The 24,828-nt window shown below is 40.5% G+C and carries 16 protein-coding genes and 2 pseudogenes; 6 read left to right on the top strand and 12 right to left on the bottom strand.

The window, feature by feature from the left end:
* The first annotated feature begins 160 nt into the window (after window positions 1-160).
* From D8S85_RS16985 to D8S85_RS16965, 5 genes are read left to right on the top strand one after another with little or no spacing between them, the layout of a single operon-like run.
* Window positions 161-1,090, top strand: coding sequence for an ABC transporter ATP-binding protein (locus tag D8S85_RS16985; RefSeq protein WP_106481493.1), 930 nt, complete (start codon window positions 161-163; stop codon window positions 1,088-1,090).
* Window positions 1,091-1,101: 11 nt separating this feature from the next.
* The gene (locus D8S85_RS16980) at window positions 1,102-3,396 is read left to right on the top strand and encodes a Gldg family protein (protein WP_240648719.1); all 2,295 of its coding nucleotides are present in this window, start codon (window positions 1,102-1,104) and stop codon (window positions 3,394-3,396) included.
* 34 nt (window positions 3,397-3,430) lie between these two features.
* The gene (locus D8S85_RS16975) at window positions 3,431-4,351 is read left to right on the top strand and encodes an ABC transporter ATP-binding protein (RefSeq protein WP_106625145.1); all 921 of its coding nucleotides are present in this window, start codon (window positions 3,431-3,433) and stop codon (window positions 4,349-4,351) included.
* An 11-nt stretch (window positions 4,352-4,362) separates the two neighbouring features.
* Window positions 4,363-6,651 (top strand): Gldg family protein, encoded by a 2,289-nt coding sequence (locus tag D8S85_RS16970; protein WP_106481492.1) that lies wholly within the window; start codon window positions 4,363-4,365, stop codon window positions 6,649-6,651.
* 32 nt (window positions 6,652-6,683) lie between these two features.
* A complete protein-coding gene (locus D8S85_RS16965; RefSeq protein WP_127075418.1) occupies window positions 6,684-8,726 on the top strand; it encodes a thioredoxin family protein in 2,043 nt (680 codons plus the stop codon).
* A gap of 232 nt (window positions 8,727-8,958) precedes the next feature.
* On the opposite strand, the gene D8S85_RS16960 is transcribed toward D8S85_RS16965, so the two are convergent.
* The 5 genes from D8S85_RS16960 to D8S85_RS16940 all read right to left on the bottom strand — a co-directional run bounded on the left by D8S85_RS16960 (window position 8,959) and on the right by D8S85_RS16940 (window position 12,956).
* The gene (locus tag D8S85_RS16960) at window positions 8,959-9,447 is read right to left on the bottom strand and encodes a PaaI family thioesterase (RefSeq protein WP_106481490.1); all 489 of its coding nucleotides are present in this window, start codon (window positions 9,445-9,447) and stop codon (window positions 8,959-8,961) included.
* 56 nt (window positions 9,448-9,503) lie between these two features.
* The gene (locus D8S85_RS16955; RefSeq protein ID WP_106481489.1) at window positions 9,504-9,896 is read right to left on the bottom strand and encodes an HIT family protein; all 393 of its coding nucleotides are present in this window, start codon (window positions 9,894-9,896) and stop codon (window positions 9,504-9,506) included.
* Between the two features lie 84 nt (window positions 9,897-9,980).
* A complete protein-coding gene (gene greA, locus D8S85_RS16950; protein WP_106481488.1) occupies window positions 9,981-10,457 on the bottom strand; it encodes a transcription elongation factor GreA in 477 nt (158 codons plus the stop codon).
* A 308-nt stretch (window positions 10,458-10,765) separates the two neighbouring features.
* The gene (locus tag D8S85_RS16945; RefSeq protein ID WP_106481487.1) at window positions 10,766-11,503 is read right to left on the bottom strand and encodes a tRNA lysidine(34) synthetase; all 738 of its coding nucleotides are present in this window, start codon (window positions 11,501-11,503) and stop codon (window positions 10,766-10,768) included.
* A complete protein-coding gene (locus D8S85_RS16940; protein WP_127075416.1) occupies window positions 11,478-12,956 on the bottom strand; it encodes an RNA-binding domain-containing protein in 1,479 nt (492 codons plus the stop codon). The genes D8S85_RS16945 and D8S85_RS16940 overlap by 26 nt, the downstream gene beginning before the upstream one ends.
* A 112-nt stretch (window positions 12,957-13,068) precedes the next feature.
* On the opposite strand from D8S85_RS16940, the pseudogene D8S85_RS16935 reads away from it, so the two are divergent.
* Window positions 13,069-14,666 (top strand): annotated as a pseudogene (locus D8S85_RS16935) (YfcC family protein).
* Between the two features lie 149 nt (window positions 14,667-14,815).
* On the opposite strand, the gene D8S85_RS22005 reads toward D8S85_RS16935, so the two are convergent.
* The 7 genes and pseudogenes from D8S85_RS22005 to D8S85_RS16905 all read right to left on the bottom strand — a co-directional run bounded on the left by D8S85_RS22005 (window position 14,816) and on the right by D8S85_RS16905 (window position 24,821).
* Window positions 14,816-15,160 (bottom strand): alpha-L-fucosidase C-terminal domain-containing protein, encoded by a 345-nt coding sequence (locus D8S85_RS22005; RefSeq protein ID WP_240648956.1) that lies wholly within the window; start codon window positions 15,158-15,160, stop codon window positions 14,816-14,818.
* Window positions 15,161-15,190: 30 nt separating this feature from the next.
* A pseudogene (locus tag D8S85_RS21695) lies at window positions 15,191-16,149 on the bottom strand (alpha-L-fucosidase); the annotation flags it as partial.
* Between the two features lie 163 nt (window positions 16,150-16,312).
* Window positions 16,313-17,410, bottom strand: a complete 1,098-nt coding sequence (locus D8S85_RS16925; RefSeq protein ID WP_106481483.1) for a TlpA disulfide reductase family protein — start codon at window positions 17,408-17,410, stop codon at window positions 16,313-16,315.
* 14 nt (window positions 17,411-17,424) lie between these two features.
* Complete coding sequence (locus D8S85_RS16920) at window positions 17,425-19,008, bottom strand: PKD-like family lipoprotein (protein ID WP_172726532.1); 1,584 nt, start codon at window positions 19,006-19,008, stop codon at window positions 17,425-17,427.
* 27 nt (window positions 19,009-19,035) lie between these two features.
* A complete protein-coding gene (locus D8S85_RS16915; protein WP_127075412.1) occupies window positions 19,036-20,004 on the bottom strand; it encodes a DUF4843 domain-containing protein in 969 nt (322 codons plus the stop codon).
* A 28-nt stretch (window positions 20,005-20,032) separates the two neighbouring features.
* Window positions 20,033-21,436 (bottom strand): RagB/SusD family nutrient uptake outer membrane protein, encoded by a 1,404-nt coding sequence (locus tag D8S85_RS16910; protein ID WP_172726531.1) that lies wholly within the window; start codon window positions 21,434-21,436, stop codon window positions 20,033-20,035.
* Window positions 21,437-21,455: 19 nt separating this feature from the next.
* Window positions 21,456-24,821, bottom strand: a complete 3,366-nt coding sequence (locus D8S85_RS16905) for a SusC/RagA family TonB-linked outer membrane protein (protein WP_172726530.1) — start codon at window positions 24,819-24,821, stop codon at window positions 21,456-21,458.
* Window positions 24,822-24,828: the final 7 nt, after the last annotated feature.

Here is a 24,828-nt window from a genome sequence, read left to right as displayed (position 1 = left end):
TACCGGGCAGAAATATAAAGGGATAGAAAACGTATTTATTAAATTACTTAAAGATTCTGATCATTTATAAGGTATCGCTTTGAGAATAGAGGCGAAAGTCACTGTTGTGCCTAAAAAAGGGATCACCAATAGCTCAGAATATAACAAAACATTACTTTTTATGGAAACACCTATTGTGAAAGTGGAGAACTTGTCGCACCGTTACAACATCCAATGGGCGATCCGAGATATCAACTTCGAGATCACCCGAAACGGGGTCTATGGGTTACTCGGTTCAAATGGAGCCGGGAAGTCAACCACTATGAATATTATGTGCGGGGTATTGAAGCCAACGGAAGGCAACGTGTACATTAACGACATCAGCTTGCAGGATCATCCGATCGCAGCCAAAAGCCAAATTGGTTTTTTACCTCAACAAGCCCCTTTATACATGGATATGACCGTAAACGAATACTTGACACATTGTGCAAGAATGCGACACATTCCCCCTAAAAATATTTCAGAAGCCGTACGAAGGGTTATGACCTATTGTGATATTACTCATTTCGAAAAACGCGTGATACGCAACCTATCAGGAGGTTACCAACAACGTGTAGGGATTGCCCAAGCCATCGTTCATAATCCCAGCGTTGTTATTTTTGACGAACCCACTAACGGCTTGGACCCGAATCAAATCATTGAAGTCCGCCACCTGATTCAAGAAATTGCACGAGATAAGACAGTTATCCTTTCGACCCACATTTTACGAGAAGTTCAATCTATCTGTAACTACATTTATATGATAGAACAAGGAACACTAGTTTTTTCCGGAACCATTGAAAAATTTTACAATTACATTGAGCCTAATTCACTCATCATTTCTTTGATTTCAGCTCCTCCCATGGAAGAATTACGTACAATACCAGGAGTTACAAGTGTAGAAGAAATAGGAGGAACACGATATCGCTTACGATTCTCAGAACGGCAAGACATTACTACGCGAATAGCCGAAACAAGCGTTGCCAGAGGTTGGCGTCTCAATGAACTGAGACTGGAAAAAAGCTCTCTGGATTCCATATTTGCAGAACTATCAAGATACAAACAATCCTAAATCCAAGAAAAATGAACAAGGTTAAGAAGTTTATAATGATAGGACATATTGCTAAAACAGAGTTACAAACACTTTTCTATTCACCTATCGCCTGGTTGGTTCTCGTAATCATTGCCATCCAGACCGGCATGACATTCACGGACAATTTTGGGAGTATTGTCGAAAGTCAAGCTTCAGGATATTCTAATACAGGTATATCACTCCGACTTTTTGGACCTCAAGGGTTACTCTTTATGCTACAAAATAACCTATACCTATATATCCCTTTACTCACGATGGGATTAATTAGTCGAGAATTAAGCAGTGGTTCCATAAAATTACTATACTCTGCACCCGTAAATAATGCTCAAATCGTACTGGGGAAGTACCTCGCCATGATGATTTTCGGTTTAACAATTATCAGTATACCATTAATATATATTATTTTTTGTAACTTCACCGTGGAGCATTTTGAACTAGGAGCAGTACTTGCCGGGTTAACAGGGATCTACCTACTCATATGCACATATTCCGCAATCGGACTTTTCATGTCAAGTATCAGTTCTTACCAGATTATCGCCGTGATTTGTACCGTAACGACTCTCGGAGTATTACAAGTGGCAGGAACCATGTGGCAGGACATGGAGTTCGTGCAGGATATTACGTACTGGTTGTCTATCAGTAATCGGACAACCGAACTATTTAGAGGGTTAATATGCAGTGAGGATATTCTTTATTTTATCATTGTTTCTTCACTATTCTTAAGCCTTACTATCGCACGTCTACGAGTGATCCGCCAAAAAATTGCATGGCCCGTTGCCTGGAGCCGATATATCGGGATATTTGCTCTTGCCATGCTTCTTGGCTTTCTGACTACTCGCCCGTATCTAATGAGTTTTCACGATGCAACTCACCAAAAATCAAATACATTAACTCCTGCCAGTCAAAAAATCTTATCAAAATTAGACGGCGGCCTGACCATTACGGCCTATAATAATATTCTGGATCGGAATTATTATTTAACTTTACCAAAGGCACGAACTTTCGACAAATACCGATTCCGTCAATACTGGCGTTTTAAACCGGAGATTAAGTTTCAATATATCCATTATTACGATAAAGTGGATAATATTGCATTAGAACAGCAATACCCAGGTTTATCCGACCGAGAGAAAATGATTAAAATGGCAAAATACTCTCAAATAGACACTAGCCTGTTTTTGTGCCCGGAAGAAATACGAAAAATAATAGACCTCTCCCACGAAGGGAATCGCTTTCTGCGAGTCCTTGAACGGGAAAATGGCAAAAAAGCGATTCTTCGTACGTTTGACGATAATCATTCCATCCCTACAGAAAATGAAATATCTGCTGCACTCCAACGTTTGGTAATGGAAACTCCTATTATTGGCTTTTTCCAGGGCCACGAAACCCGGGATTATACCGATCCGAGTGAAAGGGGCTACAGCCGTTTCTCTGGAGACATACAGAATCGTCATGCCTTGATAAATAACGGATTTGATATCACAGGGGTTCAACTAGACAAAGAGGTTCCCGATAGCATTGATATTTTAGTTATCGCAGATGTAAGAACATCATTGGAAAGTAGCGAAATGGTACACTTGAATAATTACATTGCTAAAGGAGGTAACCTTGTTATTGCCGGAGATGTCAATCGACAAGAATACATGAATCCGATCACAGAGTCTCTTGGTGTTACGTTCCTAGCGGGGCAATTGGTAAAACCATCACGATATTCAACAGCAGACGTGATTATTTCCCAAGCCGGCCCTGAGGCCCATTTACTTTCCGCTCCCTATTTTTACACGGGTATGCAGATTGTCATGCCTGGTTGTACGGCTCTCGCTTATTCTTCGAAGAAAGGTTATCGTGTTACTCCTCTTTTTACTTGTGATTCCAGCTGGAATAAACTGGAACCCTCCAATTTCATCGATGACACTATTCGTTTAAATACAACAATCGGTGAAACCATACAGAATCATGTAACAGCACTCGCTTTATCCCGAAGAGTCAACAATAAAGAACAAAAAATAGTGATTTTGGGAGATGCCGATTGCATCAGTAATGGTGAAATCGGACGTTGGCGAGCCAATTTACCCACTCGCAATCATTCACTGGTTGGAGGAATTTTTCATTGGATGTCAGACGGACAAGCTCCATTGGATGTCCGCCGTCCCCTAAGTCAAGACAATAAAGTATTTCTTGATGCGGACGAATTACCTCTCATCAAAATAGTTTTTCAATGGATTATTCCAGGATTATTATTTCTAATGGGACTATTTATTTGGATCCGAAGACGAGGGAAATAAATATAACAATTCGAAATTCATGTAATTTATGACAATGCAAGAATCTATTATAAGCATACAGAAACTATCCCATCGCTATTCTGCTCAATGGGCAATTCGGGATATTAACCTCGAAATACGAAAAAATGGAATTTACGGTTTACTCGGTTCCAACGGAGCCGGAAAATCAACAACGATGAACATCCTGTGCGGAGTTTTGCAACAGACGGAAGGAAACGTTTTTATCCAAGGTATTGACACAAAAAAACAACCGGAAGAAGCAAAATGTCGTATAGGTTTCCTTCCGCAAAAGGCACCTCTACATTTGGATCTAACCGTAGAAGAATTTCTATCTTACTGCGCAAAACTGCATTATATTCCAGCAAAAGAGATAAACAAAGCGATTCACGAGGTGTTAGAACGCTGTAATATTTCTCATTTCAGAAAAAGGTTACTCAGGAATCTATCCGGTGGATACCAACAACGTGTTGGTATTGCACAAGCAATCATACACCACCCAGATTTTGTGGTACTAGATGAGCCCACGAATGGTTTGGACCCGAATCAGATTCTAGAAGTTCGCCATCTAATTAAAGAAATAGCGGAAGAACGCACAGTCTTACTTTCCACGCATATTCTATCAGAAGTTCAAGCAACCTGTGAACACATTTATATGATTGAAAAAGGCCATATGGTTTTTGATGGGAGCGTAAACGAATTTGATAATTACATTCGCCCCTCTACCCTATTCGTGGCATTGGCCAAACAACTTTCACCGGAAGATTTACAAGCAATACCGGGAATCCTTTCCGTGGAAAATCTTGGTAATTCTCAATACCGTTTGCAATCTGCTAACGTACAAGAAGCCCTAGAACAAGTTGTAGAAAGCAGTGTTTCTAATCATTGGGGGTTAATAGAAATTTATCCAGAAAAAAGCTCTTTAGATTCTATATTTTCCGAATTATCTAAAAAATAAATGAACATAGCATGAAAACAATATATGACATAGCAAGGGCCGAATTGAAAATTATGTTCTATTCTCCTATAGCTTGGTTAATTATTATCATATTTACCGTACAAGTCGCTCTACGATTTACCTCCACATTCGGAGGTCTGGTATGGAACGAATCCATGAATCTCGGTCTACCTGCCGGATTAACAGAGCATCTTTTCGTTTCTCCATTCGGAGGGTTGTATCTGACTGTACTGAATTACCTGTATCTTTACATTCCTTTACTCACGATGGGGCTAGTGAGCCGAGAATTAGGAAGCGGCACGATAAAAATGCTCTACTCATCTCCAGTGACTAATACCCAAATCATTCTCGGTAAATTTTTTGCCATGATGATTTTCGGAATTATCCTAGTTATAATTATTTCACTATTTATTGCTTTTGCCACTATTAACGTAAAAGATTTCGACCTAGCCCCGACACTTACTGGATTATTGGGTATTTATCTGCTAATTTGCCTCTATTCTGCAGTAGGAATATTCATGTCAAGTCTCACCTCCTATCAAGTTGTTGCAGCCATTTCGACTTTGTTTGTGTTGGGAACTCTAAACTTCGTTAAAGGCTTATGGCAACACATTGATTTCATCAGAGATATTACCTGGTGGCTATCCATGTCTGGACGTGTTAATGAATTGATCAAGGGGTTGATTTGTAGTGAGGATATTATTTACTTTCTTATCGTCACCGCTTTATTTCTGGTGTTTGCCATTATTCGGCTACAAGCAAAACGTCAAAAAGCCTCATGGTGTATAACATGGAGTAAATATGCCGGAACATTTGTACTCGTGGCATTAATTGGCTACGCCACGTCCCGTCCGAAAACCATGTTTTTTTATGATACGACAGCCACCAAGCATAACTCGTTAACTCAAAGCAGTCAAGAAATTATCTCTCAACTAGAGGGCAAACTAAAAGTTACAACTTACATTAACATTCTCGATCCAAACTTTGGTTTCCTTTTTCCCCGAGATAAGAATACAGACCTGCAACGTTTCAGACACTACACTCGTTTCAAGCCGGAAATGGAGTTTGAATACGTTTATTATTACGACCAATCTCCAGATCCATCCATCGAAAGCAGATATCCCGGCATGACCGACCACCAATGCATGATTGACATTGCCAAAACCTATAGGGAAGACACGAATCGTTTTCTTCCTCCTCAAAAAATTAGGGCGCTAATTGACCTTTCAGGAGAGCATAATAGATTAACTCGTATCATCGAATGGGAGAACGGGAATAAAGCAATATTACGAACATTCAATGACGTTATGAAATTTCCCAGTGAATCCGAGATTTCTGCCTCACTAAAACATTTGATTACCAAGATGCCTCTGGTTGGATTTGTAACCGGGCATGGAGAACGTAATTATCTGGGAGAAAATGCTAGAGATTATAGCCTATTCACGGATAACCGACCTTTTCGTAACGCTTTAGTGAATCAAGGTTTCGATTTCACAGAGGTAGATCTTCGAGAAAAGGTTTCCAGCAAAGTGGATATCCTCGTGTTGGCAGATCTCCGCCATCCATTGTCTCCGGAAGAATTTGCTCACTATAAAGAATACACGGAGCGGGGGGGTAATGTACTCATCGCTGGAGAAGTTAATCGACAAAAAACGATGAATCCCCTAGTGAAAATGTTCGGTATAACATTTATGCCCGGACAACTCGTACGCCCATCACAACTAAGCTCTCCGGATCTAATCCTTTCCAAAATCACACAGGATGCCCCAAAAATTGCACCCTCTTTTATTCATGGTATTCCTGTTACCATGCCTGGGTGCCTAGGGTTAACTTACACTCCCGATCTAGATTATCAGATGATCCCGATTACCGTAACAGACAACAACGAGGTGTGGAATGAAACGGAAACAACGGATTTTATTGAAGACAAACCGGAACTTAACCCAGAAAAGGGAGAACATCAACAGGTTTACCCGACCACCCTTGCACTGACAAAACCAGTGGGAGGGAAAGAACAGAGAATTATCATTTTAGGAGATGCTGATTGTTTCAGTAATGACGAGCTCGGTAGAGCCCGGAAAAATATAGATGCTTATAACTTTTCTTTGATTTATGCTTCTTTCAATTGGTTATCCTACAACAAAGCTCCTATTGATACAAGCAGACCCTCTAAAACCGATAACAAAATCTACATTCAAGAGCAAGGAATGAAAATTGCCCGTATCGGATTCGTTTGGTGTCTTCCAAGTATTCTTCTACTGACAGCCCTCATTATTGGAATCAGAAGGAGAAAAAGATAAAACCGTGTTGTTGTATTTAAACATTAAATCATATGAAGAATTTTATACTTTTCACGTGTTTACTCTTCTTATACACATCCAGTTTCTGTCAAGAAGGGATTCATTTTGAACCATTGACTTTTGAGCAAGCAAAAGCAAAAGCCAAAGCAGAAAAAAAACTAATATTTATGGACTGTTACACTTCGTGGTGCGGTCCATGTAAATACATGACAGAGCAGGTGTTCACACGCAAAGAGGCCGGGACATATTTTAATCCTCGTTTCATTTCCGTGAAATTCGATATGGAAAAAGGGGAAGGAAAGATATTAGCCAAACGATTTCCTATCTCCGCTTACCCGACATTTTTTATTATTCGCCCAGATGGAAGCATTCAACACACGATCGTAGGTGGTGGGCCTTTAGATATATTTATTGACCGGGTGGAAAAAGGAGTACACGTTAAAACATCTCTTGATTACCTACAAAAGCAATACAAAAAAGGAAAACTAAGTAAGAAACAGATGATGGAATACATCACGATATTAAATCAAAACCAAAACTACGAGAAAAGCAAACAAATAAGTCAAGAGTTAGAAACTCGATTAACTTATAAAGACCGGGTAAAAAAAGAGTTTTGGCCATTGATAGAAAGCAAAAATTACGGAGATCCAGAATTTCAATTTGTATTAAATCATCTAAGCGTTCTTCAAAAAAATATAGGTGAAGAGACACTTGATCATTATTTACAATCTCGATTCCTTGTTCCTATCAGCCAATGTAGAACCAAACAAGGAGAGGCCACTCAACAACAATTGGAAAAGATACGCCAAGAGTTATCCCTAGTCGAATTTAAAAGTAAAGAAAATCTTATCAATAAATTACTCTTTGCAGAAGCTTGTGCACAAGAAAATATTGACAGCATCATCACTTTGACTCAAAAAATGTCTATTCAACCTTTTAGTAATGATGACCTCTGGTTCATTTTATCGCCCTATTTGAACTGGATGGATAAAAAAGGAAATAAAAAACAATTCTACGAGGCTGCTAATTTATTGGATTCTCTTGCCCTCAAAACGCAAGATAAAAATATGAAAACCAAACTGTCACATTATGCAGAATCATTCAAAATTCTAGCTTATCAAGGAATTTTTTTTCATGACTTGTCTTTCGATGAGGCTAAGCAAAAAGCTCAAAAAGAGAATAAAATGCTTTTCATCGATTGTTATACCAGGTGGTGTGGACCGTGTATGTACATGACCAATACTATTTTTAAAGAAGAAGCTCTTGGAGATTTTATGAACAAACAATTCATTTGTGTAAAATATGATCTGGAGACAGAGAAAGGAAGTATTATCCAAAAACAATATAACGTACAAGTTTATCCAACATTTATCATTTTAAATCCGGACGGCTCTTTACGTCATCAGTTTGTCGGGGGAGGTAATTCCAGTAAGTTCTTACAAAAAGTTAAAGATGGGCTAGATGATCGCCAATCCTTATCAGCACTAAACCATAAATACAACAACGGGTGTCGTGATAAAGAATTTCTAACTCTATATCTGAATAAACTAACCGAGTTATACTCTCCCCAAGCCATTCAAGTTGCCCTCGATCTTTTTCAGCAGTTAAATGAAGAAGAAAAATTATCCAAGAATTATTGGTTTCTTACTGGTAACATTGATATAGCCCCAAAAGATTCTGAAATTGGGAAATATGTCTTAGAGAACAGAGCTAAATTTTTCCAAACGATCGGAGAAGAAGAAGTTAACAACCGTTTGCTTAATAGCTACATGAAAGAAGTAATGATGATTCTTTATGGCAAAATGATACAAACAAGTCCAGAAAATTTAGACAAAATAAGTCGCCAAATCACAGCTTTACATTTAAAAAATAATCAAGTATACCAAGCTTATATAAAAATAGCTAAAGCTAAACTAAGCAACGATATTGATCATTTCATTTCGGTATGCGAAAAAGAGTATTCGAAAGAATTTAATAAAAAAGTTCTTTATAACATGGAAGGTGTTGGAAATAATGCAACTTCTGCCCAGAAAAAACGATGGAATGATTTTCTTAAAAAGATTAGCTCAAAATAAAGACATTTATCTCATGTGCTTACAAACAAGAGAGTGAATCAAGACTCCTACATTCAAACTCCCTCCCCTTCGGGGCCCACCCTCTATAAACAGAGGGAGAGGTGAAAAATACTACCCGTCGTTGCTAAGAGTTCCTCTATTTATAGAGAAGGTGGCAACAAAGCCGACGAAGGAGTTTATTTGAAAAACAAGTTTTTATTCCCTCTCTTTTATATATTCCTACTAAACAAGATTATTTTTCGTCACGATAAAACGCCTCGATCCCCGTCCATCCTAATCGTTGACGGGCCACATTTTCAGGGAATATACGATAAACCACATCTGCCTCACTCCCCAGCGTTCCATCGGCATTGAATAGTTCCACGTGCATTTTCGCCAGACGCGAAGTTTGTTCCACGATGCGGGAACGCAGGAATAGTTCTCCCCGGTCGGAATAGACTGTAGCACGATATTTCGTGGTCAATTCAACCGTGACACCCGCGCTTTTCACCTTCGCGAAAACATTCCAACATGCGATTTCATCTATCAACGTTGCCTGTATCCCTCCATGTAACACGTGAAAAAATCCTTGAAACTCTGGCCGGGGCATCCAATGGCAAGTAATATATTCCCCTTCTTCGTAGAATTCACAGCGTAAGCCATGTTCATTTCCGGATGCACAACCGAAGCAATTATATCCCTCGTGTTGTTCGTAGGCGTTATATAATTTTTTTCTTTCCATCTTCTGATAAAAAAAGGGACGTGATCGCGTCCCTCATGATAAATTGTCCAATATTTTTACAGATTGCTATTAATCAGCTTAGCGCAAGCTTCCATTTCCTCTTTCGGGAACTGTTTTTTCGGGTTAGAGAAGTTCAACTCGTTGCCTTCAACCAAAGGAACCAAATGAATATGAGCGTGCGGGACATCCAATCCTACCACGGCTACCCCTACTCGTTGACAGGGGATACTCTTCTTTATTGCTTTGGCCACCTTTTTGGCAAACAGCATCATCCCGGCTAATTCTTCATCCGTCAGGTCAAACAAATAGTCTTCCTCTCGCTTCGGAACCACCAGCGTGTGTCCCTTTTGCAGGGGGTTAATATCCAAGAATGCGTAATAATGCTCATCCTCGGCCACCTTGTAAGATGGAATCTCCCCGTTAATAATCATCGTGAAAATTGAAGCCATGATCTATTTAAGATTTAAAATTTTAGATTTTAGATTGCCAGCTCCGCTGGCCTTCATTTTCAATTCTCCATTTTCAATTTTCAATTAAATTGAAATGTCCATGATCTCAAACTCCATCGTGCCTGCCGGAACTTGCACTTCCACCTTGTCTCCTAGTTTTTTACCGATCAACGCTTTAGCGATTGGGGTCGTGATGGATAATTTGCCAGCCTTGAAATCAGCTTCACTCTCTGACACCAACGTGTAGGTCATTGTCGCCTTGGTTTTAGTGTTTTTGATCGTCACCTTATTCAATATCTGAACTTTTGACGTATCGATCTGAGACTCGTCAATGATCCGACAATTGGATATTATATCTTGTAGCTGAGCGATTTTAGCTTCCAGTAATCCCTGGGCATCTTTCGCCGCGTCATACTCTGCATTCTCGGAGATATCTCCTTTTTCAATGGCTTCCCCTATTGCTTTGGAAATCTTAGGGCGCTCTACATTCTGCAAATTGTCCAGTTCATCCTGCAATTTTTTCAGCCCTTCTTTGGTTACATAAGATACCTTCTTTGTCATAATTATTATATTAAAATATTGATTTATACATAAAAAATAAATGACACTTATCCTCCAATAAGTGCCTTTATCTAGTTAAGAATTCCATTGTATCTGGAATCCTCACCTCCTGAATACAAAATTAGGACCTTTTTTTGAATAAAACAATTTTTCCCTACAAATATTTTTAATTTAAGATCCTGCCGCCATTTATCTGATACAGAAAAAACTATCTTTCACTCTCTACAAGCGGGATAGAAGGGATCAATTTAAAATCATTCTATTTCACTTTCCCGTGTCACAGCATATAAATCAACTAAAAAATAGGATCAAGGCAAGTAATCCTCCCGGATATTTTGCATCGCAGCGAACAAATTACTCCGGGCATGGGGGGAAATCATTTCCATCTGATCAAGCAATCGACTCACGGCATCCCGGTTCGTCGCTTTTTCGTGGGGACAATATTTTTTCTGCTTTTTAAACTGTCGCATTTCAGCATACCGTAAAGTCTCGTCATTCGAAAGATAAATTAACGGACGAATGAGCGTGAACGTATTCTTGAACATTTCCAAGCGGGCCGGCATGCTACAAATTGTCCCGTTGAACATCATGCTCATCAAAAGACTCTCCACGGCATCATCCCGATGATGTCCCAATGCCAGTTTTTTACAATCGTATTCTTTGGCAATATCGAAAAGCATCTTGCGCCGGTGCCATGAACACACGAAGCAAGCCGGCTTCTTGGGATTCACTGTCGTATCCACCCGAATTGTCCGGTAAACATACTCCACGCCCAAACGTTCGCAGAATGCCCTCAAATAGTCGCCATCCACCTCGTAAGCGACATCCTCCACGGCAATATGAGCCGCAATAACCGTGTAATTTTGCTTCGGATCCTTGGCCCGCATGGCCAACACTTCCAATAGTGCCAACGAATCCTTTCCACCGGAAACTCCCACCAGTATCCGGTCTCCATCCTCTATCAAATGATAATCATGTATCGCTTTCCCCACCTTTCGAAAGAAATCCCGGGTAAATACTTTATCTCGTTTTTCCTCTGTTATCATTCTCTTCTATATATAATTTCCCTGTTTTTGTTGTTATATATTTTTGGTTCCGATCGTTCGGGTTTTCCGGAATTGTCCGAGCTAATAATCCGAGTTGAACTAATTCAGTTATATGTAACTTTCTATTTTTCGAATGATTAATCACGCCTAAATAATCTAATATTTCCTTACTTTTCCTTGGTTTCAAACAAAAATACAATATATCTATTTGTCTTTTCCTCAAATATATTCCTTCACTTTCTTGGACACTTTCTTGGACACTTTCTTGGACACTTTCTTGGACACTTTCTTGGACACTTTCACTACCATCCGTATATTCCCTATACAACTCAACATCCACGAAATCACCTTTCTCTGTAATCAACGGTTTTACACCTCCTGCCGCTTCACACCATGAAAATATCCTCTTTATTCCACTGCCCCATTGCTCGATATAATCCAACTCTTTAAAAACACGGGCAATCGCCTTATTCCTTGCCTCGGAGCGACCTGCCAACACGTCATCAATCGTAATCGAACTCGGAAAACCTCCGGGAGAAACAATATTCACGATATCGTCATAAATGCCAACTTTTATATCCCGTCCCAAATTTATATAATCCCGATGTACATAAGCGTTCAATATAACTTCCCGAATCGCCTCCATCGGAATCTCATACCGATCTTCCCTTTGCAACCCTTTAATCACTCCTGCCAAATGAAGATGATTCTTTATAAACATCTCAACTTGATCCAACTGCGAAAAAAGATCTCCCGAATATTCCTTCTTATCAATAAATGATCCCATGGTAGTTCCCTTAAAACGGGCACATTTTACGGTAGCATTTTCCCGTATTCCTAACAAAATCAACAAGGCTTGCGAGGGATACAAACGACCGTGTTCTTCCTGAACAAGTTTCAGACTTTTCAACTTCTCCATATCAAGAGTCTTTCCCCTCGCCTCGAACCTTTTCTGCAACGGGGTCAAATCCAAACTCTCAAAAGAGGTGTCAAAACAGATCTCCTCATCAAAACTTCTATTTATTCTCTGTCGCTCCAAATCAATCACGGTTTCCACGTCAGCTTTACGGTTAGAACTTCCTATCCGCACGTAAGTACCATGATTCCGCCCTTCTTTTTTCAAATAGTAAGGCAATAAATTCCCTCGATAGACCTCTATTACAAACAACAATTTGCCATCCACGTTTGTCGTGTAAAATTCGGGTAGAATATTCGGGTAACATAAATCATAGATAATAGATACTACTCTATCCTGCAATGCAAAAATATCCACGTCGGGATCAATACCTTTTATCGTTCTGTCGTCCCCGACACCGATAATTAATTGCCCCCCACTCGTATTAGAGAATGCAACAACGGTTTTCGCTATCTTATCTCCTTGCGGCAGAATTTCTTTGAATTCCAAGACTTTACTCTCCCCCGCCCGTATTTTATCCTGCAAACGTGAGTCCATTATGATTATGATTTACTTCTTTCATGCAAATTTAAGAATTCCAAGTCATATATTGTTGCTCTCTCACAAATATTTGTAAATTTGAACCCTTAATCTAAAAACACAGTCCATCATGCTAAAGAAAGTTCCGCATACTTATACCATTGTATTCTCGATCATTATTATCTGTGCCATCCTAACCTGGATTATCCCGGGCGGGGAATACGCGCGAGAATCTATCGATGTCAATGGCGTAGAACGAACCGTGATCGTGAACGATTCATTCCATGAGGTTGCCAAGAGCCCTCAGACGTGGCAGGTATTCTCGGCTCTTTTCAACGGATTCGAGAAACAATCCGGCATTATCGCTTTCATACTGATTATCGGGGAGCTTTCTGGATTATGAATAATAGTAAAGCCATTGACGTGGGGATTTTTTCTTTCTTACGGTCCACACAAAAACTGGAGCATATTAAAATCATCCGTAAACTAGGTGTCAATAACATCATTATTTCGATGGTTATGCTTCTGTTTAGTTGTTTCGGGGCGATCTTCGGCATGAGCGAGGAAACGCTGGCTTTTGTCATCATTATCGTTCCCCTGGCCATATCCATGGGTTACGATTCTCTCACGGGAGTATGTATGGTCTATGTCGCTGCCCATGTCGGGTTCGCGGGAGCAATTTTGAATCCCTTCACGATCGGTATCGCACAAGGGTTGTCGGACCTTCCGTTATTTTCCGGTTTCGAGTACCGGATATTCTGTTGGGCCATACTCAACGTGATCATGATAGCCTGGGTGTTACGCTACGCCGCAAAAGTCAAGAAAAATCCCAAGGCTTCACTCGTGTACAACCTAGATAGTCATTGGAGACAAGAGAAAGTGGCCGACACACAGGAAATTGAATACAAAAGTTACACCTCATCTTGGGTTGTCTACTTTTTTATCCTCACCGGACTAATACTTTTCTCCTGTTATTTTCCCCGCACGACACTATCCATCGGGGAACATTCCAGTCTAACCACGTTTGTAGTCCCGGCATTAACCGTACTATTCGCCTTGATCGGATATTTTTCTTTACGGAAATCTTTCCACTTTTTTATCCTGACGATCCTTGGCTTCACGATTCTTTTTCTAATCGTGGGCGTGATGGGTTACGGGTGGTATTTGCCTGAAATATCCGGGCTATTCCTTGCCATGGGAATACTTTCCGGTTTTGCAGCAAAAGAAAACGCGGATAACATTGTCAAGCTCTTTATCGCCGGAGTAAAGGATATTCTTTCTGCCGCACTAGTAGTTGGTTTAGCCGGTGGAATTATCATTATTTTACAAGAAGGCCATATCATAGATCCTATTCTCCACTCGCTGGCGGGCCTAATGAGCGAGGCCGGACGTGTTCTCTCGCTAGGTATCATGTACTTGATCCAAACAATGATCAATATTATCATCCCGTCAGGTTCTGCCAAAGCAGCTCTTACCATGCCCATCATGGCCCCCTTTTCCGACGTAATCGGACTATCCAGACAAGCTACCGTGATGGCGTTCCAGTTTGGAGACGGGTTCACGAATATGATCACTCCTACTTCCGGAGTGCTGATCGGAGCTTTGGGAATCGCTCGTATCCCTTACGACGTTTGGGTGAAGTTCTTTTGGAAATTCATTCTCCTACTTGTTATTATCGGTTTCGTACTATTAATTCCCACCGCAACCATGCAGTTGAATGGGTTTTAATGAAGGGGAGTGTCTAACAAGCCTTATCCCTATCAACAAGCTACCCCCTCCAACTCCCCCTTACACAGGGAGAGGGTTGATTTCCAAGCGGTTTCCCCTCCTGTGCAGGAGGGGTTAGGGGAGGTAGTTATTAAAAGAGTAGCTTGAAGCTACTCTTTTTCATTAATTTCAGAAATACATAACGTCCAGGCATGTTCACAAGCCGGGTTCTTCACGAAAGACGGTGGTAGTGTCACCAACACGCCGTTGTCCACCCGTTTATAGGATAAATTTCCTTTATGTCCCAATAACGAGATCCGGGCTCCTTTGGCCGGCTTAATACCGCTGAACATAATCTGTGAAGGCGGATTCGGTTCATCCTCATCATTTAGATAAATAGCATATACTTTCCCGTTATTTTTATGTTTCGTGTAACAAATCTTCGCTTCTTTATAAGGGGCGATTGGGCGGGTTTCGTAGATTGCCTCCCCGTTAATCTTTATCCAAGCACCCATCTCTTTCATGATCTTAATCCCTTCCGGCGGAATCTCTCCATTACCATCCACTCCCACGTTCAGTAAAAAGTTTCCCCCTTTACTCACGATATCCACAAGATAATGTACAAGTTCTCGGGTAGACTTGTATTTATCACCCGGCAAATAAGACCACTGATTTGCCATCGTCATACAAGTTTCCCACGGGTAATTCCACGGTTTTTCAGGAATCTTCTGCTCCGGAGTACGGTAATTCTCGTATTTCCCGCCGACCCAACGGTCAACAACGATCAATCCGGGTTGATGTTCTCGTGCCATCTCCACGATTCGATCCATCTTGATATCTTGATTCCGATTTTCCGGTGCCACCCATCCCCGTCTAACCAAATAATATCCACCTTCCCATACCCGGTCATCAACTCTTTTATCTGATTATACGTGAAATCGCAGAATTTCTCCCACATCCACGGGTGATTCTTGATCTTGTAATTCACGTTGCGATCTCCGTGTTGCCAACGATCCGACCAATAATAAGGGTTATTCCAATCCGGTTTCGAGAAATAGGCACCGATCATAAAATCCCGCTTTTGGAACGCACCAAACAATTCTTTCAGTATATCCGGATGAGGTGCCGTATGATACGGACATTCAGAGGAAGTAATCTTATAATCCGTTTCTTTCGTATCCCACATACAAAAACCATCGTGATGTTTCGTGGTAAACACGAAATACTTCATTCCTGCCTCTTTTGCCAGATCAGCCCAATACCCCGGATTAAACTTCACCGGATTAAATGTCTTCTTCAGATTCACGTAATTCCGGTAATATTCATCATAAGAAATCGTCGTGTCCCGCTGGATCCAATCTACATCTTCCGTACAAATAGTCCACGATTCACAATACCCTTTTTGGCTATACGGTCCCCAGTGCACGAAAAAACCGAATTTCAAATCCTGCCATTGTTCCAATTTTGCTTTTACCGCCGGGTCTTGCTCTTGATAATATTCCATACCCTCGTATTGAGCTTTCAATAAGGTACACCACAATATCAGTATCGCACCCAAAAATAATCTTCGCATACTCTATTTACTTTTAACATATTACACAACTCTGCAAAGATAAAAAAAGAGGGAGATAAAACCCCCTCTCTTTACACAAATCATGACACCCTCGTCACTTCAATCTTTCCTCTACAAAGGCTCTCAATTTCTCTCCTCTTAAATTCTTCGCTATAATCCGGTTATTCTCGTCCAACACGAATATTGTCGGAACTCCGTCAATATTATACAATTTAACGATTTCACCTTTCCAACCTTTCAAATCAGAAAGATGTAACCATTTCAACCCGTCTTTTTGTATAGCTTCCGTCCACTTGTCCTTTTTCTCGTCAAGAGACACGCTCATCACGGTAAGTCCTTTATCTTTAAAATCTTGATATAATTTAACCATATTCGGATTCTCCAGCCGACACGGTCCGCACCAAGATGCCCAAAAATCGATAATTTTGATTTTCCCTTTTACATCATACATCGCGACTTCTTTACCATCAGGTGTCCACAACGTGAAATTCGGAGCCATGGCATTCACCTCCACCCCCTCCAATGCTTGAATTCGGGCAGCCACTTGTTTCCCCGGTTCCAGTTGACGAGCTTTCTCTGAAAGTCGTTGATAGCAAGCTTTTAAGGCATCCAAATTCATTTGTTCCATTCCTATCGTCTGGATATAAGCAGCAAAAAGATTATCCTTATTTTTCTCTACCAGTGCATCCAATTCTTTTTGAGCATCCTCTCGCATTCTAGCTAATTTTTTCTGTAACTCTCCGGCCGTCTTATAATGTTTCTCGCTAGAAGCTTTTTTAATTTCCCCCTTCAATTTATTCATCCCTTTGTTGGCTTTCTCGACAATCTCTTTATAGGCATTCAATTCTTCTTGCAATTTTCCCCCTTTTATCTCTTCTTTTTTATCCTGCCACAACCGCATCTCGTAAGGAGCATCCGTATCCAAAAGAAAGATAAATCCCCCGTTATACTGTGCCACTTTAATTAACGCGACACAAGGCTTCTCTAACTCGCCTTCCAACACGAATTTCCCATTCACAAGCGGAGCTTGAGCCAACGTATCCACTCCATCCAACCGATTCACGATAACCAACATCTCTCCTTCACTTAATTCAGGAGCCCAACCATTGATCTTGAATTTTTTCCCCTCCCCGAAAGCCATGCTCACGAGGAAAAGGGAAAAAACAAACATTACTATTTTCAAATTGCTCATATTTTGAATTTCACTTAACGTCTAACTATTCCCGGGTTTGTAAAAACAATATCTTGGATCTCCCCGAAACCCGTATGAATGAATGTTTTATCAACATCACCCCCGGAAGTCAGAAACAACTCATGCAATTCTCCCGTTCCATCCGGATTATTCACCACAACAGCCAATCTCCTATTCGCATCAATGGTCCCATACTCCGTGTCATACCAAGCCGCAATTCTAAATTGCAATTTCGTAATGGGGCCCCCGGCATCATATAAATAGATTTCCTCACCACTCGCCACGTTATACAAGTAAACGGCACTATTCCGGGTATAAAAAATTTGATCTTTAAAGGCAATCGAAGTGGCAAATTGAGAAGTCGCATCCAAATTCATATTAACGGCAGGAGTCTTGCTTACTTCGATAAAAGAAGTTCCTTGTCCATTAAAGCCAAGTTGATATACCGTGTAATTTTGCTGACCGTCCACACCAATAATTATCGTCCCTTCCTCGGATATGTCGCTATTTCCTTGTCCCATATAAACAATCTCCTGATTCTTCCATTCGTCCTCTGCAAAAATACCTTTATCAAACAATGTTAATACTACAGAACTTTCATCTTCCGGATGGATTTCCGAATTACTCCAGATCATTCTATTCCCATTCATGTTATAATACATAAACTGTCTATGTTCTCTATCCCAGATTGTAGCATAACCACTTCGGGAGAGGAACACGTTCTTCACTTGATAATTTTTCGTGTTGTCATCCGTCTTTACCGTGAACATCCAACCCATTCCTTTCGTCCAATACAAATGTCCGTTTGCATCCACCAAGAAGCCGGCAGAATACCCGTCACCCGAAGCATACGCCAAACGAGGACGAGGTGAAACGTTAGGCATCATCAACTCGAATCGTTTATTAACAACTAAGTCAAAAGGGTGCATATAAGCACAACTATCCGGTTGTATTGCAAACATGTGTTCAACAATCAGATTTGCGTAATCACTTCCATCCGAAGAAAGATAAAGTAATTTCGTTGCATCTTGAAAGCGACGAATTCCCCAAATATCCTGATAAGCATCATAAACGACACTTAACTCATCAGTTTCTGCATTAATTCCCTCGACAACGCCTAATTTGCGATCTCCTTGCGCCCCATGCAGTACAAACCAACTGTTTACAAAGGGAACCACCGTGTTCATATTGAACTTGGTATAATACTCCACTCCCGTGGAATGATCTATTACTTTGAATAATGGTGCGTATGACGTCTTTTTCTTGGGAGCAAATTTTAAAGTTAACTCTTTAGACCGCAATGTATCCAAAACCGTTTTTTTATTTACCGTCTTCGAGGTAATCCATTGGAATTCCAAATTATCCTCTCCCGTTACATCCGATTGAGTCACTACAGGCGTGTAAGTCACCCTCAATGTATCCAACGAAGGCTGGCGATACCTGTAATTGCAAGAAGTTTCTGTTCTCTCGGTCGGTTCCGGAAGAAAAGTAATGGATTCCAGATCGTTTACTTTTTTATAGTCATAGTTACCTTTATCCTCATAACATCCTCCCAACATAAAAGCAACTACCCCCAATATATAAATTCTATTTCTCATGGTTCTCATTTTTATTCGTTAACGATACTATTTGTCATTATCCGACACTTCAGGATCCGGCGGGAAAGGAGCAAATGGTAACGGTTCATCCGGGTGCTTTTCATTATAAGCATCATAAGCCTCTCTCAATTTTGGCATAAAACTAGCCCAATCTGTATAACTTGTATAGTTTTCTTCTCCAACAACGCTGATCACAAACTCTTTCTTTGCTTCGGAAAATTCTCCTAAATAAGTCCCGGCTCCCATGTACCAATCCCACCAATTGGGCTTCGTCCACACGGGAAAACTAAAATCTTTGGGTGCATCCGGGTGTTTTTCATTAAATTCTGCCAACTTATCCCGCAGCACTTGATTATAAGTTCCCCAATCCAAATAAGGGCTAAACTTCACGCCAAGAATCGTGACGAAGAAAGCATACTTTTCTTCCGAAAACTCTCCCAATGCATTCTCTCCCTCAGCCCAATCAGCTGGTTTTTCATAACGATCAGATACCATCACCTGATACACGCTCTGTTCCTCCGCTCCCGAATCGAACAGAGAACTTGCATCCTCAAAATCAAACGTGATACCTACCGCGTATTTACCTCTTCGTTCCGGTCGTATCAGCACAACCTGAACGGTATCAAGCAAACGATTCGCCCGGAAAGTATACTTCGGTAAAAACTCAACCGTTGCCAAAGGAAGCTCTTCCAGCAACTCCAAAGGAACTGTTTTCAATTTAAATTCCCGATCCACATCACTTGCATGCCCCATCAATGATAAAAATACAGAAATAGTATCCCTGGAAATCGAATCGCCCAAATAAATGGTTGGATAACCCCACTCATCTTTACCAACAACACTCTGAAACGCAAAATCATACTCCAGCACCATTTGGTTTTCCTGTGGATCATAATTGAATTGGATGCAATCCTTTTTTTGATCAAAACTCACAATTCCCTCTTTCTGGCAACCTAACAGAAGAAATAAGAATCCGATATAAATATATTTATTCATAATGCCGTCTAATTTAATGATACAACAATCACTCGCCTGTCATAGACCCGAATTCAACTTCATCGTCCGGAATCGGGAATACATAATACACCATTTTAGCCACGGGACAACGATAGAATGTCTCGTAATTATGACGTTTCAAGAAATAAAAGAATTGTCCTTCAGCAAAAAATTCCTTTTGATACTCTTTCAACAATGCCTCCCGACGTTCAACATCCGTATAACTACTACTATAAATAATATCATATGTCCGAGAAATACCTCTCGTGTTGCGTACTTTGTTTATATACTCCACACTTTCTTCCAAAGAAACTGATTCTGCAAGAATATAATACATTTCCGACAAACGAATCAAGGGAATATTTTCATCATAAAATGTATTCTCACCCAAGTACTTCCGACACATATTCTGATTATCCCCATGGATAAAACCAAATCCATTCTTATACCGGATATCATTAATACCGCAAGTCATGGATTCAAAAACCGTCGTTCGGTTGTTATCTGAAATCCACAATTGATTATTGAAAGGGAGAGCGGTTTTCCAGTAACTATTCAATTTCTCGCTCATATTATACATGGACAATCCGAAAAGCGTTTCGTCATGCATTGAAACGTCGGTCTGGTTATCTCGCACGAGACTCAATCCACATTCATTGATCACGCTACGGGCATAAGCCGCGGCCATTGTCTTATTACCCATCCACAAATACACTCTGGCCATCAAAGCCTTTACCGCATACTTGTTCATCCTATATCCCCGTTCTCCCACGAAAGGTTCATCAAATTTATACGCCCAATTCACTTTGTCATTTTTCAACAATTTTTCAGCCTCTATCAAGTCGTCTAAAATTTTATGTGCCAATTCATTTGCTGCCATGGGAGCAACTTTATCCGAGTTAAATTTATCCCGGAAAGGAACGGCCTTAGCCGTCGAATCCTGAGCATATATCGGTCCCCACATTCTCAACAAATCAAAATAGTGAAATGCCCGTAATCCCAAAGCCTCTCCCTTGATCATCTCCCAGTATCCCTCCGTCGTAATATAATGCCCGTTTGTTTCCAAGTATGTCAACAAACTATTGATATTAGCTATATCCTGATACATGGCACTCCAAATAGAAGCCAACGTGTTTTTCGGATCGCTCTGGTTTTTATAGTCATATATTTTTGCCCGCACATCATCCGAATCATTATTGTTATCATAACGTTGCACGAGTTTCTCCATAAAGTTGAACGTCATGTGCCCGCCATATAACGATTGATCTGTCATACGACCGTAAATTCCGATCAACGCGCTCTTGAAACCGGATTCAGAGGTAAACAAATCTTCCGATTTTACATCCGTATTCGGGCTTACGTCCACCCAATCCGAACAAGCAGACATCATCATTAAAATGATCCAACTACACGCTAATATTATTTTTTTCATCGTTACTCCTCCCTTTGTTTTAATTGAACAATACAGATAAGGATAAATTAAAACTCCGTGCGAACGGATAGTCAAGTCCCCGTTCTTGCCTAATTGTAGAAAGAACAGCAATATCATTCATGGTAGCATTCAACGACAAACTCGCTACCCTACAAGTCTGCAAAAATTTAAAATTCTTCGGATCAAAACGGTATCCCAGCGTGATGGAAGAGAAGGTTAACTTATTCTCTTTCTGAACGAACCGACTACTTTGTGGCGTATCATTTCCAATGATTTCGATGGACTTATATTTTGCATCCGGATTATCCTTTGACCAACGAGCCTTTATTGCCCGACGATCCAAATTATAAGCTACCTTTGAATTTTCAATTTTATCCACCAATGTCTGGTTATAAATATGAGCACCTAACGAATAAGTAAATGCCAAATTCATCGACCAATTCTTATACAAGAATGAAGACGAGATCGAACCATTCCACTTGGGCTGTGAGTCGCCCATAGGCACCTTGTCCACGGCATCCCAAACGAAAGTCTTCTCTCCGTTGCGTTTCAGATAAACTTCCTTTCCTGTGGCCGGATCAATACCTAAAGAACGGACAGTAAACAATTGATTCATTGATTTACCCTCTTCATAAATAGGAAGTGGTTCATCTTTTGAAGCTAAATTCGTTTCATTCAATGCTTTCAAAACATTTGAAATCTTTTCAACCACGTTACGATTATGAGCTCCATTAATTCCTAATGTCCATTGTATATTCCGCTCCCAATCATTAATAATCAACCCATTCAACTGCAAATCAATACCTTCATTCTTCACAGCTCCCACGTTCGTCGTCATTGTCCTGAAACCAACGGAAGGTGCCAACGTATAATCCAGCAACAAATTTTCAGTCAAATTATTATAATAAGAAGCTCCGAAATTCAACCGGTTTTGGAAAAATCCTAATTCCAAAGCTACACTTCGATTTTTTGTTTTGGACCATCCCAAGTCGGGGTTTCCGATTCCTTTCAATTGAGCTCCCAAAACATCAGTTGCCGGGTAAGGAAACATCAATTCCCGGAAAGAATACATTTCAGTTGCTTGATAAGGCTCATAACTCTGGGATCCTGTTACTCCATATGACCCTCTAAGTACTAAATTAGATATAAACGTATTCTCCAACCACTTTTCTTTATGCATATTCCAACGGGCTCCGATCGACCAGAATGGAGCCATGCCCGTATTCGAACCAAACTGAGAAGATAGATCACCCCGGATACTGAAATCCATTGAATAACGGGTATCATACATATAACTAACCTGCCCGATGACTCCAACAGAACGAGAAGTAGATTCCATTCCGGCCACCCGATTATCCATCTCGAATCCAAACAGAAAATCCGTCATGTTATCATTGGGAAAACCTTTAGCAGACAAGTTAACACTATTTCCTTGATTTTCATCAACATTCCAACGTCCGAACAAACTGATCAAATGCTTCCCGAAAGTCAGGTTATAATTTACAGATGCGTTCAAACTCCAAGTAAACGTCTCCCCCGTATTCTTATTATAAGATCCTCGTTTAGTCAGATCCTTTTCTCCCGCGAAATCAGTATGATTCATAGATTTAAACACCTCCGAACGAGCTGTTCCCTTAGTAAAGGAAGCTGCCACATTCACACGCAAGTTTTCTTGTATTGCACACTCGATGGCAAAATTATCCGTCACACTAAAATTCTCCGTCATATCCTTGTAAGGGAACTGTATATTATACAGGGGATTGGTAATTTCTTCTCTTTGTGTACCGGCACCCATCGACTTATACTCGATCAATTTCGTGTAATGCCCATTTTCGTCTTTCACCCGATAATAAGGATTCAATTTCGTGTATTCGCTAAACGACCCATACGGAGAATTATTTCCCTTCACGTTGGAAAGGCTCAACTGGTTATTGATATTCCATTTTTTCCGCCGATATTGCAAATTCAAGCTTAACCCCATGCTCGTGCGGTCGGATTCTTTCATAACCCCCGGCTCGCTACTATAATTCACACTCAAAGAATACCTTAAAGCCTCATCCCCGCCTTCCATCGAAAGCGTGTGCCGATGAGTGATAGGCGTTTGCAACGGCTTCGACAACCAATACGTATTCACACCCCGTAAGATCTCCTGCTTGTAATAATTATAATAATTCATATCACTTGCACTTAACGGGTTAAATAATCCCGCCCGTTTCTCATATTCCAACTTTTCCTCCGCATTCATCAAATTATAATCAGAAAGATCCGGTGTCGTAACTCCCAAATTCATCGAATAAGAAACATTCAAGGCTCCCGATAACGGTTTCTTGGTTTCAAAAACCAACACCCCGTTTGCCGCCTCCGAACCGTAAATGGCCGTGGCCGATGCATCTTTCAATATCGTCACGGATTCTATCCGTTCCGGATCCAAATCCACGATACGTTGCAATGTTGTCTTAAAACCATCCAAAATAAACAAGGGCATATTCGGACGATTGGAATAATCTCCCATTAACATCTGCAAATCATTAGCACCTGTCGGGTTCAATTGCACGTCACCTCTCAATCTGAATTCCGGCATGGCATTCGGGTCTGAACCCACTTTATTATTTTCCACGATCCGGAAACTCGGATCAAAAACCTGCAACGCTTTTAATATATTCGTCGGGTTCAGCTTTTTCAATTCCGAACCTTTCACGGATACATAACTTCCCGAAAAACTTTCTACTTTCCGCGGAGCCATACCGGTTACAACCACATCTTCAAGTTCCTCCTGTTTGGGAGTCAATTTAATCTCCAGATCTGTCAATTTACCGGTTAATGGAATTTCTTCGTTCTCATAACCGACAAAAGAAACCAACAGCGCACTAATACCTTCCGGCACCTCGATAAAGAATTTCCCGTTAATATCTGTAACGACTCCCATCGCCACCCTTTCCTTCAACACGATACTGGCTCCCGGAAGAGGATCTTTGGTCGAAGCATCTATGACCACACCGCTTACCTTATGAATCAAACTTCTAGGATCCACTTTAGGACGAGGCTTCAAAACAATCACTCGATTCATCTGGTATTCCACATCAACAGGTTGATCTCCCAGAATCATAAGTAAAACATAATCCAAGGTACGATTTTTCACATCAATCGAAATTTCTTTCTGCACGTTAATTTGTGCATGATTGTAAAAAAATTGTACTTTTACCATCACCGCCAAGGAATCCAGTACCTTATCCAACCGCATATTATCCACCTTAAGCGTAATTTTCGTGTTTTTATAATCATCATCATTGCCTGCTTGCACGCTACCGACAAACAAGAAAAGCATCAGCACGAAAATTGTAAATTTTACTCTACACGAATGTAGATGCACTTCTTTTTTTTGCATAACTTTG

Origin of the sequence: Butyricimonas faecalis (assembly GCF_003991565.1) — a bacterium.
Classification (GTDB): Bacteria; Bacteroidota; Bacteroidia; order Bacteroidales; family Marinifilaceae; genus Butyricimonas; species Butyricimonas faecalis.
This window is presented reverse-complemented; position numbering and strand designations above follow the sequence as displayed.